Origin of the sequence: Larkinella rosea (genome assembly GCF_003858635.1) — a bacterium.
Classification (GTDB): domain Bacteria; phylum Bacteroidota; class Bacteroidia; order Cytophagales; family Spirosomataceae; genus Larkinella; species Larkinella rosea.
Map to the genome: position 1 here is coordinate 230,576 of NZ_RQJO01000017.1, position 14,118 is coordinate 244,693.

General features: G+C 51.8%; 16 protein-coding genes. 11 read left to right on the forward strand and 5 right to left on the reverse strand.

The window, feature by feature from the left end; genetic code table 11:
• Nucleotides 1-120: 120 nt before the first annotated feature.
• Both EHT25_RS32200 and EHT25_RS32205 read left to right on the forward strand, forming a co-directional pair.
• Nucleotides 121-1,473 (forward strand): MFS transporter, encoded by a 1,353-nt coding sequence (locus tag EHT25_RS32200; protein ID WP_124879571.1) that lies wholly within the window; start codon nt 121-123, stop codon nt 1,471-1,473.
• 4 nt (nt 1,474-1,477) lie between these two features.
• The gene (locus EHT25_RS32205; RefSeq protein WP_124879572.1) at nt 1,478-2,416 is read left to right on the forward strand and encodes a carbohydrate kinase family protein; all 939 of its coding nucleotides are present in this window, start codon (nt 1,478-1,480) and stop codon (nt 2,414-2,416) included.
• Nucleotides 2,417-2,504: 88 nt separating this feature from the next.
• Here the strand turns inward: EHT25_RS32205 and EHT25_RS32210 are convergent, their stop codons facing one another.
• Together EHT25_RS32210 and lgt are read right to left on the reverse strand one after the other, a co-directional pair.
• On the reverse strand, nt 2,505-3,137 hold the full coding sequence (locus EHT25_RS32210; protein WP_124879573.1) for a transposase: 633 nt from the start codon (nt 3,135-3,137) through the stop codon (nt 2,505-2,507).
• A gap of 116 nt (nt 3,138-3,253) precedes the next feature.
• Nucleotides 3,254-4,087, reverse strand: coding sequence for a prolipoprotein diacylglyceryl transferase (gene lgt / locus EHT25_RS32215; protein WP_124879574.1), 834 nt, complete (start codon nt 4,085-4,087; stop codon nt 3,254-3,256).
• A gap of 144 nt (nt 4,088-4,231) precedes the next feature.
• On the opposite strand from lgt, the gene yidD reads away from it, so the two are divergent.
• From yidD to EHT25_RS32230, 3 genes are all read left to right on the forward strand, one after another.
• The gene (gene yidD, locus EHT25_RS32220; protein ID WP_124879575.1) at nt 4,232-4,441 is read left to right on the forward strand and encodes a membrane protein insertion efficiency factor YidD; all 210 of its coding nucleotides are present in this window, start codon (nt 4,232-4,234) and stop codon (nt 4,439-4,441) included.
• Between the two features lie 137 nt (nt 4,442-4,578).
• A complete protein-coding gene (locus tag EHT25_RS32225; RefSeq protein ID WP_124879576.1) occupies nt 4,579-4,956 on the forward strand; it encodes a co-chaperone GroES in 378 nt (125 codons plus the stop codon).
• 52 nt (nt 4,957-5,008) lie between these two features.
• The gene (locus EHT25_RS32230; RefSeq protein WP_229311876.1) at nt 5,009-5,449 is read left to right on the forward strand and encodes a DUF4174 domain-containing protein; all 441 of its coding nucleotides are present in this window, start codon (nt 5,009-5,011) and stop codon (nt 5,447-5,449) included.
• Nucleotides 5,450-5,487: 38 nt separating this feature from the next.
• Here the strand turns inward: EHT25_RS32230 and EHT25_RS32235 are convergent, their stop codons facing one another.
• On the reverse strand, nt 5,488-5,910 hold the full coding sequence (locus tag EHT25_RS32235) for a hypothetical protein (RefSeq protein WP_124879577.1): 423 nt from the start codon (nt 5,908-5,910) through the stop codon (nt 5,488-5,490).
• Between the two features lie 151 nt (nt 5,911-6,061).
• Between EHT25_RS32235 and EHT25_RS32240 the strand changes: the two genes are divergently transcribed.
• The 4 genes from EHT25_RS32240 (at nt 6,062) to EHT25_RS32255 (ending at nt 10,113) form a co-directional block, all read left to right on the forward strand.
• A complete protein-coding gene (locus tag EHT25_RS32240) occupies nt 6,062-6,415 on the forward strand; it encodes a hypothetical protein (RefSeq protein ID WP_124879578.1) in 354 nt (117 codons plus the stop codon).
• A 92-nt stretch (nt 6,416-6,507) separates the two neighbouring features.
• The gene (locus EHT25_RS32245) at nt 6,508-8,514 is read left to right on the forward strand and encodes a TonB-dependent receptor plug domain-containing protein (protein WP_124879579.1); all 2,007 of its coding nucleotides are present in this window, start codon (nt 6,508-6,510) and stop codon (nt 8,512-8,514) included.
• Nucleotides 8,515-8,522: 8 nt separating this feature from the next.
• Nucleotides 8,523-9,032 (forward strand): molybdopterin-dependent oxidoreductase, encoded by a 510-nt coding sequence (locus EHT25_RS32250; protein WP_124879580.1) that lies wholly within the window; start codon nt 8,523-8,525, stop codon nt 9,030-9,032.
• Nucleotides 9,033-9,036: 4 nt separating this feature from the next.
• On the forward strand, nt 9,037-10,113 hold the full coding sequence (locus EHT25_RS32255) for a cytochrome-c peroxidase (RefSeq protein WP_124879581.1): 1,077 nt from the start codon (nt 9,037-9,039) through the stop codon (nt 10,111-10,113).
• A gap of 15 nt (nt 10,114-10,128) precedes the next feature.
• Here the strand turns inward: EHT25_RS32255 and EHT25_RS32260 are convergent, their stop codons facing one another.
• Complete coding sequence (locus EHT25_RS32260; protein WP_124879582.1) at nt 10,129-10,377, reverse strand: hypothetical protein; 249 nt, start codon at nt 10,375-10,377, stop codon at nt 10,129-10,131.
• Nucleotides 10,378-10,861: 484 nt separating this feature from the next.
• Here EHT25_RS32260 and EHT25_RS32265 point away from each other — a divergent pair, with 484 nt between their 5' ends.
• Nucleotides 10,862-11,077 (forward strand): hypothetical protein, encoded by a 216-nt coding sequence (locus EHT25_RS32265; RefSeq protein WP_124879583.1) that lies wholly within the window; start codon nt 10,862-10,864, stop codon nt 11,075-11,077.
• Here EHT25_RS32265 and EHT25_RS32270 read toward each other — a convergent pair.
• Nucleotides 11,071-12,066: an OmpA family protein gene (locus EHT25_RS32270; RefSeq protein ID WP_124879584.1), complete on the reverse strand. Its 996-nt coding sequence runs from the start codon at nt 12,064-12,066 to the stop codon at nt 11,071-11,073. The two genes, EHT25_RS32265 and EHT25_RS32270, sit on opposite strands and share 7 nt — an antisense overlap.
• A 233-nt stretch (nt 12,067-12,299) precedes the next feature.
• On the opposite strand from EHT25_RS32270, the gene EHT25_RS32275 reads away from it, so the two are divergent.
• Complete coding sequence (locus EHT25_RS32275; RefSeq protein ID WP_124879585.1) at nt 12,300-14,117, forward strand: SGNH/GDSL hydrolase family protein; 1,818 nt, start codon at nt 12,300-12,302, stop codon at nt 14,115-14,117.
• The last annotated feature ends 1 nt before the right edge of the window (nt 14,118 follow it).

The window sequence follows — 14,118 nt, forward strand, 5'->3', positions numbered from 1 at the left end:
AAAAAATAGGTAAAAACAATCTTAGAATCTTGCAACAAAATCAGTATTATTGTCAGAATGGCGCTCTTTTTTGGCCCTTCTACGAACCTAAACACATTCTTACTCTTTGTTTTTTCTCTCATGAAAGACAAGCCCCGCTTAAGTTTCTGGCAAATCTGGAATATGAGTTTTGGATTTCTGGGCATTCAATACGGCTTTGGGTTGCAACAGGCCAACATGAGCCCGATTTTCCGGTACCTCAATGCCGACGAGTCTTCCATTCCCATTTTGTGGCTGGCCGGGCCGGTAACGGGTTTGCTGGTGCAGCCCATCATCGGTGCCATGAGCGACAAGACATGGTCAAAACGCTGGGGACGCCGAAAACCGTATTTTCTGGTCGGTGCCATCATCACCAGTTTTGCATTGGTAATGATGCCCAATTCGTCGGCACTCTGGATGGCGGCCAGCCTGATGTGGTTGCTGGACGCCGGTCTGAACATCACGATGGAACCCTTTCGGGCGTTTATTGGCGACAAGTTAGCCATTCAGCAACGTAATCTTGGTTTTGCCGTCCAGAGTTTTTTCGTCGGGTTTGGGCAGACGCTCGCCAATTTGATGCCCTTTATCTTACCGGTTTTCGGTATTGCGATGGCGGCTTCGGGGGCCAACCTCATTCCGGATTTCGTTAAATATTCATTTTACGTCGGTGCTGTCGCCATTCTGGCTGCGGTTTTCTGGACGATGTATACCACCACCGAATATCCGCCCGAAAACATGGAAGAGTTCGAGCGGATGAAAAAGGAGAAAAGCGGGGTTTTTCACGCCTTTACCGAAGTTTTCGACGCCTTTCGGAATATGCCCGCAACGATGAAACAGCTCTGGTGGGTGAAATTTTTTACGTGGTACGGTTTGCCGCTGATGTGGCAGTACCTGTCGCTGGCCATTGCCCGCCATGCTTTCAACGCGCCGGATGCCATCTCCAATCCGAGCGGTTTTGCCGAAGGACTGAAATGGAGCAACCTGTGTTTTGCCCTGTTCAACGTCGGCTGCTTCGGTATCTCGTTTCTGTTGCCACCCATTGCCGCCCGTTTGGGTCGCCGGAGCACCCATGCGGTTTTTCTGACCATCGGCGGGCTGGGATTTCTCTCGATGATGTTTTCGCCCGATAAATACGTGTTTCTGATCGGCATGACACTCGTCGGACTGGCCTGGGGTTCCATCATGTCCATGCCGTATGTGATGCTTTCCACCTCGGTGCCTAAAGAGCGGATGGGTGTTTACATGGGTTTGTTCAACGGGTTTATCGTGGTTCCGCAGATCATCAACAACATGACCATTGAGTTTCTGTACAAAACCATCCTGAACAACGATCCGCGTAATGCGCTGGCTCTCTGCGGAGTTTGCCTGATCTTAGCCGCCGGAGCCTGCTTTCTGGTCAAAGAATCCAAACAATCCGAAGAGGCCGCGTTCCCGATTGGCGCCGGTGGACATTAAGCGTATGAATTCCCAAAACCGTACGTACGACCTTCTGGCGGTGGGCGAATTGCTGGTTGATTTAATTGGTCACGAACTGGCCGACGATCTCCGGCAAACGCGTGATTTTCACCGGTATCAGGGCGGAAGCCCGGCGAATATGGCGGCCAACATGGCCCGGCTGGGCAATCGATCCGCTTTAGTCGCCTGCGTCGGAAACGACAACCTGGGCGTTTACCTGAAAGACCGTGTTGCTGAAGCAAACGTTGAAACGCAATTTATTGCGTCTAACCCCACCGCCCCCACGAGCGTCGTCATCGTTTCCCGCACCAAAGGCACCCCCGATTTCATTGCCTACCGCGAAGCCGACTGCTGGATCAAACCCGAACATTTGCCCGATGACTTACTAAAAAACGCTGCCATTTTCCATACTACCTGTTTTGCCCTCAGTCGCCAACCGGCGCAGGATGCCATCGTGGATGCCGCCCGGCGCGCGAACGAAGCCGGTTGTCAGGTCAGTATCGATGCCAATTACGCGCCCGCGATCTGGCCCGACCGGGAACTGGCGCAGCGCGTTTTGCAGCAATATTGTTCGGCCAACGCATTGGTCAAACTCAGCGACGACGACGCAGCGCGCTTGTTCGGATATCGGCAGAAACCGGAAGAAATTGCGGCTTATTTTCACGGAAATGGTGCCCCTTTGGTTTGCCTGACTTTAGGTGCCGAAGGGAGTTTTGTCTCCTACGAAAACGGTCGCCAGCGGCTTCGAATTCCCAGCCGGAAGATTGAAGTGATCGACGCCACCGGCGCGGGCGATGCCTACTGGGCGGGTTTTCTGACGGCCTGGCTCGACGGCCACGATCCGGCAAGCTGCGCCAGAGCGGGCGCTCATCTCGCCGAAAAAAAATTAACCCGCCAGGGCCCCTTGCCCGGCGGGATGGATAAAGAGGAGTTGTTTGGTTAGAAGAAAGAGGTGAGACAAGAGAGTAAAGACCAATGTCAATAAAGGATATTAGTCTTTATTCTCTTGTCTCACCTCTCTTGTCTATTACTCACTTCAATTCCGCCAGCTTGTCGAGGTCGATCTTTTCGAGCGTGGCTTTGATTTTATCCATGTCGACGCCGTTGCCTTTGGCGGTAACGATGAAGCGGTTTTTGATTAACACGGCAATTTCGCCGTTTTTATTGCTGTTGTCGTATTTTTCGTAAGATTTGTAATCGCCGAATTTGGTGGTTTTTTCGTAACCGTTCTCGGTTTCTTTGTCCACTTCAATAATCGACCAGGCGGCTAAACCCATCAAGGCACCGGTTCCGCCCGCATCAACAATGTCAATTTCAATGGATTGGCTGCCGTCTTCGTTGCGGTAATCGCCTTTTGCCGTTGAAATATTGAAACCCGCCATGCCGTTTTTCTCGCCGGTAGCTTCTTTCCGGGCCAGCCCGTCGGCATCGGCGGGGAGCATTTCTTTCAATTTCCGGAAATCAACGGTTTCGACCGGGCCGTTTTTCGACATATCTTCGGCCTGTTCGGCCATCTTTTTCAGCGCCTTCACACTTTCGGTGGCCGAGATTGACGTGCCGTCGTCGCCCGACTCTTCCGTTTTTTCTTCTTCTTTATTTCCACCACAACTCATCAGCAGCGTTGCCGCCAGCAGGAAGACCGGTACCGATTTGATCAATTTCATGGTCAGATTGATTGGTTAAGTCAGGAATTCAATCAAAAAACAAGGTAAGAAGTATTTCAACTTCTAGTGACCAATTTTGATTCTCCGGTAATTAAATAAAGATTAAATCGCTGATTTTAACGGGATTTGCTCGAATCGATGGGGGTGGGACGTTTGCGAAAACTCACGATCAGCAGATAAATACCGGCGAGTACGGCAGGAATACTCAGAATCTGTCCCATATTCAGCGCCAGCGTGTTCTCAAACTCCACCTGATTCTCTTTGAAGTATTCGTAAACAAACCGCAAACCGAATACGCCGATCAGGAAGATGCCGAGCAAACTGCCGTGGGGCGTGTTCTGTTTGTAGCGGTTCCAGAACCAGAAAAGAAACAGGCAAATGAAAAAGCACGAAATGGCTTCGTATAATTGCGCCGGATGGCGGGGAATCTGTAAGTACTCGGTGTTGTTAACAAAGACGAAACCCCAGGGCACATCGGTCGGACGGCCGACGATCTCGGAGTTCATCAGGTTACCCAAACGAATGAAACAACCACCTAATGCAACCGCGATCACGATGCGGTCGGTGACCCAGAGAAAGGTCTGGTTCGTGGCCCGGCTGGATTTCCGGCGGGAGTAGAGCCACAAACCGGTCAGAATCCCGACGGTAGCGCCGTGGCTGGCGAGTCCGCGGTAGGGGGGAAGAATGACTTCGAGTGGGTTTTTGAACAATACTTCGGGTTCGTAGAAAAGGAAATGGCCGATGCGGGCCCCCAAAACCGTGGCGATAACCATGTAAAGCGTCAGGGCGTCGATATCAGCGATCGGCTTTCCTTCGCGTTTAAAGATGTAGAGCATGATTTGCTGGCCCAACAAAAAGCCGAGTGCAAACAGAAGACCATACCAGCGAACGGAGAATGTACCGATGGAAAACAATTCGGGATTGACGTCCCAGATGATGTATGAGAGCATTCGATGTAAAGAAGTGTTAAAAATAGACCCGCTCCGGCGGTTTAGGGTTTGAATGTGTCCAAATGCGCGAACGGTTTTAAAACCGGGTCGGCACGGACTGAAAGCAAAGATAGAAAAGATTTAACGAAGGAGTTGTCACCCACTATGAAAACCGCATTGATTGGTTTCGTTCGCTTTTATCAGGGAGCGATTTCGCCCTACCTTCCCAACGCGTGCCGGTACACGCCGACCTGCTCCCAATATATGATCGAAGCCGTGCAGAAATACGGTGCTTTGAAAGGCGGACAATTGGGATTGAAGCGGATTTCGCGCTGCCATCCGTGGGGTGGAAGCGGCTACGACCCCGTTCCCTGACGATTTTGATCCGGAGAAAAAGGCGGCCTCAACTGACAATTTGTCGCATTTGTCGTCCGAAAGCCACATAGCCTGATTGTTGAGCGAATTGCCTCGCGACGCGAACTGCGCGCAAAAATGACAAGTGATATACTACGATGGAAATAACGGCAGATAATCGATTAAGACGATTGATCGTTGTGGGTGACCGGGTGCTGGTGAAACCCAAGAATCCGAGTGAACGTACCAACAGCGGTTTGTATTTACCCCCAACCGTAACGGAAAAAGAACAGGTTCAGAGCGGCTACGTCATTAAAGTGGGGCCGGGTTATCCGATTCCGTCGCCAACGGAAGACGAGCCGTGGAAGGAAACTGAAGAAAAAGTGAAATACATGCCGCTTCAGGCACAGGAAGGTGATCTGGCGATTTACCTCCAGCGGAACGCCATTGAACTGGAATACGAAGGCGAAAAATACTGTATTGTTCCCCAGTCGGCCATCCTGCTGCTGGAACGGTCCGAAAACCTCTTCGAATAAAATGGGTTATAAGAGTTCGTAAGCTTCCTTTACGAACTCTTCTATTTTTACGATGAACACGGGTTGGGTAGTTGGCATGCTGGTGGGTATGATCTGGTTGGAAAACGCCGGTTTTCAATCGCCATCCCTGAAAAATACGCTGGCGGCAAAACGGGATCATCGGCGCGTTCTGGTGATCTACAGCCGGGAGAGTTCGCAGCAGGAACTGGATGCGCAGCAAAAGGCTTTTCAAGCTGAAAAAACCGGTCTGGCCGAGCGGGATCTGGACGTCATTGTACTGACCGACGCGAAATTGCCGGAAACGGATCGCCGGTTTTTGATGCAAAATCCGTTCAACCTTTCTCCCGCCACCGGTTTTAAAGGCTGGCTCATCGGCAAAGACGGCGGGGTTAAACACGCGTTTACCAAACCGGTTGACTCCGGCGAACTCTTCCGCATCATCGACAGCATGCCCATGCGTCAGGCGGAAATGTCGAAAGGGAAGAAGAGTTAACAGACAGGGACAATTCTGTATGCGGAAGAAGTAAAAGTTTACAACAAATTCAACTGGACCAGCACCGACAGAAACTGATAGCATCCCGTTTTGATGTGAGCGAACTCGTCGGACAGCCCGGTAATCTGGAGTGAAATGGCTGAATACAGGCTCAGATGCGGTTTTCCGCACTTCAGACAGCCCGACGAATTGCCTGAAACGGTACCTTCACAAAGCAGGTCGGACCGCAGGCGGTGGAACCACACTTTTAACCGGTTCAGCCGCTGGGAATAATCGATGGCCCGCTGGCGCAGATTCTGGTGATTATATTGTTCCAGGACGTCATTCAGCAGAACCAGCAACTGATCAACTTCCTGTTCATAGCTCGTCAGCGTGACGCTCCAGCGCTGATTTTCGGTATGACATTGATTCAGGAGGTGCAAATCGGCAATTGGATTCTTCAACGGTTCCATCGTTTCCATGTTTTCCGTAAAGCTCCCGGTTTGGCCGAACCTTTCCCATGACATTCGTCAGTTGCCGGGCAGACGATAATCAGTTGTCAGACTAATGTCAGTCATCCAACTGGTGCTTTTCCTCCGCCACTTTTGTGTCATCAAATTAGCTCACAAGACGATGAACACGAAACTTTCTTTGCCCGCACATGCCGTTGCTGAACAGAACCACACTCTGAGCTGGCGTACAAAATATAACAACACAATTAATTTACTGGAAACCGGCGATTACCGCTTTACGGTGATGGTGGCCATGCTGATCATTCAGAGCTGTATCATCACTCCGGCGTCCCTGCTGATTTTCCAGTATTTTGATTTTGGCTTCAGTGATGTTTTCGCCGGAATTGCGGTAGTAGCCTTCTTTGGCGTACTGGTTTCGAATCTGGGACTGTTGTCCGTGCGGTTTTGCATCAGCCTTTTCACCGTCAATGTGTTACTCCACGTAGTGATGGTGGCCATGCATTTTATCCGCTGAGGTCGTTGAATGAATCAGGAAATCTGATCATTCAGTCGGTAAATGCGTTATATTTGTTGGGATATAACGACCAGCCAGCTAATCCGACCTGAATGAGATACAATTACGCTTCCCTGATTGGAAAATTAGCCCTTGGTATCCTCTTTTTTCAACCGGCTTTTGCGCAGCAGATTCGTTCTGCTGACTCAAGCCGGGTTTTTAGTTTGGGAGAGGTAACGGTTTTGGGGCGCCGGAGCCTCGACTCGGCCCATACCGTCCAGAGTGGTCGAATGGAGCTGTTCAATCGGCTCGACGTGGGCCGGGCGCTCAATCTGCTGCCCGGCGTCAATTTGTCGACGGTGGGGGCGCGCAACGAATCGATGGTGTACTTGCGCGGTTTTGATTTGCGGCAGGTGCCGGTTTTTATCGACGGCATTCCGGTGTATGTTCCCTACGACGGCTACGTGGATCTGGGGCGGTTTACAACCTTCGATCTCGCTGAAGTTAATGTCACCAAAGGATTTTCGTCGGTTACCTACGGGCCCAACACGATAGGGGGCGCCATCAATCTGGTGTCGCGCCGACCTCAGAAGCGGTTTGAATTTGAAGGACGTGGCGGGTTGATGAGTGGTCAGGGACACCGCTACAACCTGAACGTTGGGACGAATCTGGGGAAATTTTACTTCCAGGCATCGGCTTCGCAATTGAAGCAGGAGACGTTTCCGCTGTCGAACCAATTCGTCGTCCACGCCCAGGAAGACGGCGGTGACCGGCAGAATGCGTACCGCAATGACCGAAAATACAGCCTGAAAGCCGGTTTTACCCCCAACGCCACTGACGAGTATACTTTTAGTTACGTTAATCAGAAAGGAACGAAAGGAACACCGCCGTACGCGGGCGACGATCCGAAGCAGACGCCCCGGTTTTGGCAGTGGCCCAACTGGGATAAGGAAAGCTGGTATTTTATTTCCCGGACGGCCCTGACAACCAGTAGTTACCTGAAAGTCCGTTTGTTTTACGATAAGTTTAAAAACCTCCTGAGCGCTTTCGACGACAATACGTATACGACGCAGAAAAAAGGGTCTTCCTTCAATAGTTTTTACAACGATGACACCAAAGGCGGTTCGCTCGAATACGGTAACCGTTTGGCCGAAAGTCATAATCTGAAAGCCTCGTTCCATTACAAACAGGATCGGCACCGCGAAAACAACCAGGGCGAACCGGCTCGGACGTTCATCGATCAGACGTATTCGCTGGGGGTTGAAGACGTATTTCGGCTGACCAGTCAACTCTCGCTGGTGCCGGGCATCAGCTACAATTCGCGCCAGAGTCTGCGGGCGGAGAACTACGAAAGTACGACGAAACTCATCAAGCCGTTTGCCGGGAACAACAGTTCGGCCCTGAACGCGCAGGCCGGTTTATTTTATAATCCAACCGCCAATCGGCAACTGGGTTTCACCGTCGCGCGCAAAACCCGCTTTGCCACGATCAAAGACCGGTATTCGTACCGCATGGGAGCCGCCATTCCGAATCCGGAACTGAAAGCCGAGTCGGCGCTGCATTTCGAAGCGGCTTATGCCGATCAGTTTAATCTGGGAAAACCGGGTCGAACCCTGACGCTTCAGGGCAGCCTTTTTTACAGCAAACTGACCGACGCCATTCAGCAGGTCAACAATGTGCAGCCCAACGTCTATCAGTTTCAGAACACCGGCCGGGCCGAGTTCTACGGCGGGGATTTGTCGGTCAAAGTGCCGATCGGTTCCGTCTTGCAAACCGGGCTACAGTATTCGTACATTCACCGCCAGAATCGGAGCAATTCCGACCTGAAATTTATTGATGTTCCCGACAACAAAGTGCTGGTTTTTGCGCAGGCTCAGGTGTTGCGCCGGGCCACCTTGCTGGCCAATGTCGAATACAATTCGGATCGGTACAGCACCAGTTACGGCACAAAGGCGAAAAGTTTTGTGGTGGAATACGCCAAAGCGTCGGTGCGGATTGTGCGGTTTGTGAGCCTGGAAGGCGGAATAAATAATATTTTTGATCAGGACTATGCCCTTGCAGAAGGGTTTCCCGAACCGGGCCGTATGTATTTCGTAAATCTGCTGCTGACCAACTTATAAAACCGACCATGACCCGATTTAACCTCCTGTTTCGCCCGGCGCCTTGGGCCTTGTTTGTTCTGATTGGTGCGTTTTGTCTGGCGGCCGGTACCGGTTTTGGGCAGATTACCATTTCCGGCGAAGTTACCAAACCGCTGACGCTCCAGGCCGCCGATCTGAAAGCCCTGCCGCATACCGAGGTGACGGGCAAAGACCGCGACGGAAAAGAACACAAATACGCGGGTGTGCCGCTGGCCGACCTGCTCAAACTGGCGGGGGCCACGATGGGCGGGGAGTTGCGGGGCGAAAACCTCATGAAGTACGTCGTCGTGAAAGCCATCGATGGCTACGAAACGCTGTACGCGCTGCCCGAACTGGATGCTGACTTTGCCACCCGCACCATCATTCTGGCCGACAGCGTCGATGGATCGCCCCTGCCGTCGGGCGTTGGGCCGTACCGGATTGTGGTTCCCGGCGAGAAAAAACCGGCCCGCTGGGTGCGCGAAGTGAAAAGCATCGAAGTGCGGTTTGCAAAATAAAAAGATGACTGTCAGCCGGTTTGTTCTTTTCGGATTCGTGGCGCTGGCCGTTCTGGCGGCCTTTCAACCTGCTGACGACCCGGTTCCGACTGGCCCGTACGAGCTGAAATACCCGGCTTCGTTCGGCGGACGATTCAGCATTCCGGCTGACAATCCGATGACGCAGGAAGGCGTTTACCTGGGTCGGCTTTTGTTCTATGAACCGCGTTTGTCGGCCACCGGAACGGTTTCCTGCGCCAGTTGCCACCAGCAGTCGCGGGCCTTTACCGACGGTTTGGCAAAAAGTGTAGGTGTCAGCGGCAAACCGACGCGCCGGAATTCGATGTCGCTGGTCAATCTGTTGTGGGTTCGGCAACTGTTCTGGGATGGTCGCTCGAATTCTCTGGAAGAACAGACGCTGGTGCCGCTCCAGCACACCGACGAAATGGGTTTGAAACCGGGTGAAGCCGCCCTAAAAATACAGAAAACGGCTCCGTATGCTGCTTTATTCCGACGCGTTTTTGGCTCGGATTCCATCACCGACGGCCGGATTGCCAAAGCCATTGCCCAGTTTGAACGAACGCTGATTTCGGCGGATTCGCCCTACGACCGGTTTTTGGCGGGAAAATATGCATTGACGGCTGCGGAAGAACGCGGATTCCGGCTTTTCTCGACGGCTCCGAATCCCGAACGCGGCATCCGGGGCGGCAATTGCGTCCACTGCCACGGCGGTCCCAAACTGATGCAGGAGTTGTTTCACAACAACGGTCTTGATTCAAACGCGACTGACCCGGGGCGGCAGGAAGTGACGGGGCTGGAACTGGACCACGGGCGGTTTCGGGTGCCGACCTTACGCAATATTACACTGACCGCGCCCTACATGCACGACGGTCGGTTTACCACGCTGGCGGCCGTTCTCGATCACTACAGCGACCATGTTCAGGCCAGCCCCACGCTGAGCCGCGAACTGGTGGCGGCTCAGGCGGGAGGACTTGGTTTAACACCTTCCGAAAGAAACGATCTGCTGGCTTTTCTGCATCTATTGACGGATACGGTTTTTGTCAACAATCCGCAGTTTTCGAACCCGCATGTCCGGCATTGAAACAGGTTACTGAAATTAAATAAAGGGCTGTGGCTGAGGAGTTTGAAGGCCTACCGCCGACTTGATCCGGTGTTGAAGTTCCAGATCCAACTGCCGGGCATAGTCCGTCCACTCTTTATCGGCCTCCATAAACTGGTCCCCGCGTTCCTTTTCGTCGGCTTTATAATGTTTCTCGGCATCTTTGACGTAAGATGCGGCCAGGTTGAGGGCATAATCGTACATTTTCTGAATCTCTTCGAACGAAAGCTCACTTAGATTTTTCATAAGACGGGGTTAATGTGTGGACTATAAACTATCGGACACCGCTAAATGTTAAAACAAGGTCGGGTAGGCAGGAATAGGCAGAAAAGCGAGGGTGCCTGGCTCGTTTAGTTGATTAACTTTTCTATATTTGATAAAAAACAATACCGACATGGCGATCGCGTGGCTTATATCCGGAGTTGTCCTGCTTTATTACATTGGGAAGGCCCTGGAAAAACCGGGTAAACCCAACTGGAACAAAGCAATTGTGTCCGCGATTTTCTGGCCTTTTTCGATATTCATGAATTGGAGGACCGAGAAAGAAGATCCAAAATGAGCTGACCTCTTTTTAACCACTGTGGTTTTATCCTTCAAGTTTATTTTTCCTGCCTTTTAGTGACTTTCTGGCAAGGCTTCCGTCTTACTGATAACCGGTCTCAAAACACGCATTGTAGGGGCGGTTTTGATACTGAATGATCCACAAACCGGAATTAACCTTGTCTTGAAAATGACCACTCCTGTCAGCAATACTCTGAAAAAAAGTATTCGATCTTTGTTTATTCTCTTCGTTATTATTGCGTCACTGATTGTAGCAAGTCCGGCGAATATGCGCGGTATTCTGATCGCCGTCGGCAGCTTCGAATTCGTCGGAATGAGTGTTATGTCGTGGATGGCTGCATCGGCTCGCTGGGTGTTCAGGGATTCTGCCTATCCAACTCATTGAGGTGAAAACTGAAGAACAACCCGCCGGTTTTTCACTTTCGTTTCTTCCGACTCGTTGGATGCCGCCGGTGAATCAGCGCCTTTCCAGGCAGGTCGGATCTGGTTGGCTGGAACTCCCTTTTTTCGCAAATAATTGGCGACGGCTCGGGCCCGGAATTCAGACAAAGTCAGGTTTAATTTTCGCTCACCAACATCATCCGTGTAACCGGTTATATCAACCACAATGTGGTTTTGATTGGCCAGAAACTGCGAAATCGAGTCCAACGCAGCCGTGGTTTCTTTGCGTAATTCATAACTGCTCTGATCAAAATACAGTGATCGTGTCGGGAGTGATTCCGGACGGTTCGACAAAGCTGCATTTGCAGAAACCGGTTTTTCAATGCGAATCGATTTAAAGTTAAAGCCCGGACCGACGGTCAGGGACTCGCGCAAAAGCAGACGGCCATCGGTCGTTGATGCGGTCAGGACGTATTCGCCCTGCCGGATATCGCGCAGGAAAAAATAAGGCGCTTTTTTTAAGAGTTTCGAGTTAAATTCGGTGAAAAATCGTTGTGTTTTACCGTGTTTCATTTCATAATTAATCTCCAGGCTATCCGGCGAATGAAAGCTCCAGTAAAGCTGATTTTGTTGTTTGACAGGAAGGGAATCTTTCGCGCTGATGGGAATGGTGACGTAAAAGTTAGCGTCATTTTCGACTTTCCCAAGAAAATTTACCGGTATGGTCGCCGGCTGATAACCGTCCAGTTCGAACGACAGATGGTGGGTTGAATCCGGTAACTGCAAATGAAAAATTCCTGAATCGTTGCTCTGCCCCAGATTTACTCTGCGGTTTCCGTACAACGCAAATGCCCTGATCTTCAGATCGACGCCCGTTGCCACATCGTAACAACTGCCGGAAACCAGCACCGAATGAGTAGCCTGATCAATTTTACCGGAGGAAGGGGCGCTGCCGGAAAAGCAATACGCCCAAAGGAGAAAAAAGGAAACCATACGTCATTTTCTACGTTTTCTGCCCATCTACTAGCTAAAATGTACGCTAGACTTAGCAAGTATAAGGTAAATAAATTATAAAACTAAATATATAGTTAAAAAATAATTGATTTATTCTGCCGCACAAAATACCCCGTAAAAGACAAAACCAGGGTCAGTGATTTACTTTGTTAACTTCCTGCGTATTTTTGGAGCAGATCACCGCGCTATTCCGTGCAGCTTGCAACCCTTCTATGAAAAAAACGCTTTTCCTCCTTTGTGCATTCGTTTACCTGAATTGCGTACCGGGTTTTGCCCAAACTCCCACCGAATACGTCTGGTGGAACCCCACTCAGGCCGATTTTCCGGTCATTGAGGGCCAGGGCTGGCGGGGCAAGGACATCCAGAATCCGTATGACCGCTTACCCGCCGAATCCGAAAAAAGCGTCCGGAAAGCCGTCTGGGACTTGTCGCGCAATTCCGCCGGGTTGATGATCCGGTTTCGGGCCAATACCGATAAGATCGTGGTTCGGTACGCAGTCAGTGGCAAACAGGCCATGCCACACATGCCCGCAACCGGTGTTAGTGGTGTCGATTTATACGCAGCGAACTACGACGGTGACTGGTTGTGGTGCAACGGAAAATACGCATTCGGCGACACGATCCGGTACGAATACGCCAACATGGAACCCACCGAAAAAGGCCGGGAATTCCGGTTATATTTGCCGCTTTACAACACGCTGAAATGGCTCGAAATCGGGGTTCCGAAAGACGTTACGTTCACCCCCTTACCCATTCGGGTCGATAAACCGATTGTGGTGTACGGCACTTCCATCGCGCAGGGCGGTTGTGCATCGCGGGCGGGAATGGCCTGGACGGCGATTCTGGGCCGGAAAATGGACCGGCCGCTGATCAACCTGGCGTTTTCGGGCAATGGCCGACTGGAAAAGGAAGTCGTGGACCGCGTAGCGCAACTCGACGCGAAAATCTACGTGCTGGACTGCCTGCCGAACCTGATTGCCAACGGCGACCGGAAACTGGAGGATGTCTACAACCTGATTGTCGAAGCGGTAAAAAATCTTCGGCAAAAACAACCGGCCACGCCGATTCTGCTGGTTGAACACGCGGGCTATACCGACGGGGGCATCAGTCCGCTGCGCCGGAATTATTACACCGAAGTCAACGAGGTGATGCGCAAGGCGTTTACGAAGTTGAAAGGCGAAGGAATCGACCAGTTGTATTTACTGCCCAAATCGCAGATCAACCTGGATTCGGACGCGATGGTGGACGGCACGCACCCGTCGGATCTGGGCATGCAGCAATATGCCGAAGCCTACGAGAAGAACCTGCGCGTCATTCTGAACGAACCATCGGGGCCGATTTCAACGACAAAACCGCGTACCCAGTCGCGCGACTGGCGTATTTACGACTGGCAAACCCGCCACCACGAGATCATGGCCCGGGTAAAAACCAATCCGCCCCGCATCGTTTACATGGGCAATTCGATCACGCACTACTGGGGTGGTGAGCCGGTGGCGCCCCGCGCGGCCGGTGCCGATTCCTGGAAAGCCGTCATGGAACCGCTGGGTGTGCTGAATCTGGGTTACGGCTGGGACCGGATCGAAAACGTACTCTGGCGCGTATACCACGGCGAACTCGATGGTTATAAAGCCGCGCAGGTGGTGCTCATGATCGGAACGAACAACCTGGGGATCAACACGGATGCGGAAATCACGGCCGGGCTCAAATTTCTCGTTCAGGCCATCAAGGTGCGGCAACCCACGGCCGAAATTCTGCTGATTGGCATTCTGCCGCGCCGGAACGAAGAAAAACGCCTGACGAACCTCAACGAAGAACTGGCGCAAATGGCTGGAGAAGCCAACATCCGGTTTGCCCAGCCCGGTACGGTTTTTCTGAAACCGGATGGCAAAATCGACGAGGCCCTGTTCAGCGACGGACTGCACCCGAATGCGGAGGGTTACCGGCAGTTTGCGGCCAAACTTCAGCCGTTTCTGAAAGCCCCGGAGCAGGCGCTGAAGCCCGCCGAGACCGGTCGAAAACGGAGAAAATAAG

Bases quoted from the DNA above. Each gene is read 5' to 3' on its own strand.
- EHT25_RS32200 (WP_124879571.1), top strand. From the start codon at position 121: ATGAAAGACAAGCCCCGCTTAAGTTTCTGGCAAATCTGGAATATGAGT.
- EHT25_RS32205 (WP_124879572.1), top strand. From the start codon at position 1,478: ATGAATTCCCAAAACCGTACGTACGACCTTCTGGCGGTGGGCGAATTG.
- EHT25_RS32210 (WP_124879573.1), bottom strand. From the start codon at position 3,137: ATGAAATTGATCAAATCGGTACCGGTCTTCCTGCTGGCGGCAACGCTG.
- lgt (WP_124879574.1), bottom strand. From the start codon at position 4,087: ATGCTCTCATACATCATCTGGGACGTCAATCCCGAATTGTTTTCCATC.
- yidD (WP_124879575.1), top strand. From the start codon at position 4,232: ATGAAAACCGCATTGATTGGTTTCGTTCGCTTTTATCAGGGAGCGATT.
- EHT25_RS32225 (WP_124879576.1), top strand. From the start codon at position 4,579: ATGGAAATAACGGCAGATAATCGATTAAGACGATTGATCGTTGTGGGT.
- EHT25_RS32230 (WP_229311876.1), top strand. From the start codon at position 5,009: ATGAACACGGGTTGGGTAGTTGGCATGCTGGTGGGTATGATCTGGTTG.
- EHT25_RS32235 (WP_124879577.1), bottom strand. From the start codon at position 5,910: ATGGAAACGATGGAACCGTTGAAGAATCCAATTGCCGATTTGCACCTC.
- EHT25_RS32240 (WP_124879578.1), top strand. From the start codon at position 6,062: ATGAACACGAAACTTTCTTTGCCCGCACATGCCGTTGCTGAACAGAAC.
- EHT25_RS32245 (WP_124879579.1), top strand. From the start codon at position 6,508: ATGAGATACAATTACGCTTCCCTGATTGGAAAATTAGCCCTTGGTATC.
- EHT25_RS32250 (WP_124879580.1), top strand. From the start codon at position 8,523: ATGACCCGATTTAACCTCCTGTTTCGCCCGGCGCCTTGGGCCTTGTTT.
- EHT25_RS32255 (WP_124879581.1), top strand. From the start codon at position 9,037: ATGACTGTCAGCCGGTTTGTTCTTTTCGGATTCGTGGCGCTGGCCGTT.
- EHT25_RS32260 (WP_124879582.1), bottom strand. From the start codon at position 10,377: ATGAAAAATCTAAGTGAGCTTTCGTTCGAAGAGATTCAGAAAATGTAC.
- EHT25_RS32265 (WP_124879583.1), top strand. From the start codon at position 10,862: ATGACCACTCCTGTCAGCAATACTCTGAAAAAAAGTATTCGATCTTTG.
- EHT25_RS32270 (WP_124879584.1), bottom strand. From the start codon at position 12,066: ATGGTTTCCTTTTTTCTCCTTTGGGCGTATTGCTTTTCCGGCAGCGCC.
- EHT25_RS32275 (WP_124879585.1), top strand. From the start codon at position 12,300: ATGAAAAAAACGCTTTTCCTCCTTTGTGCATTCGTTTACCTGAATTGC.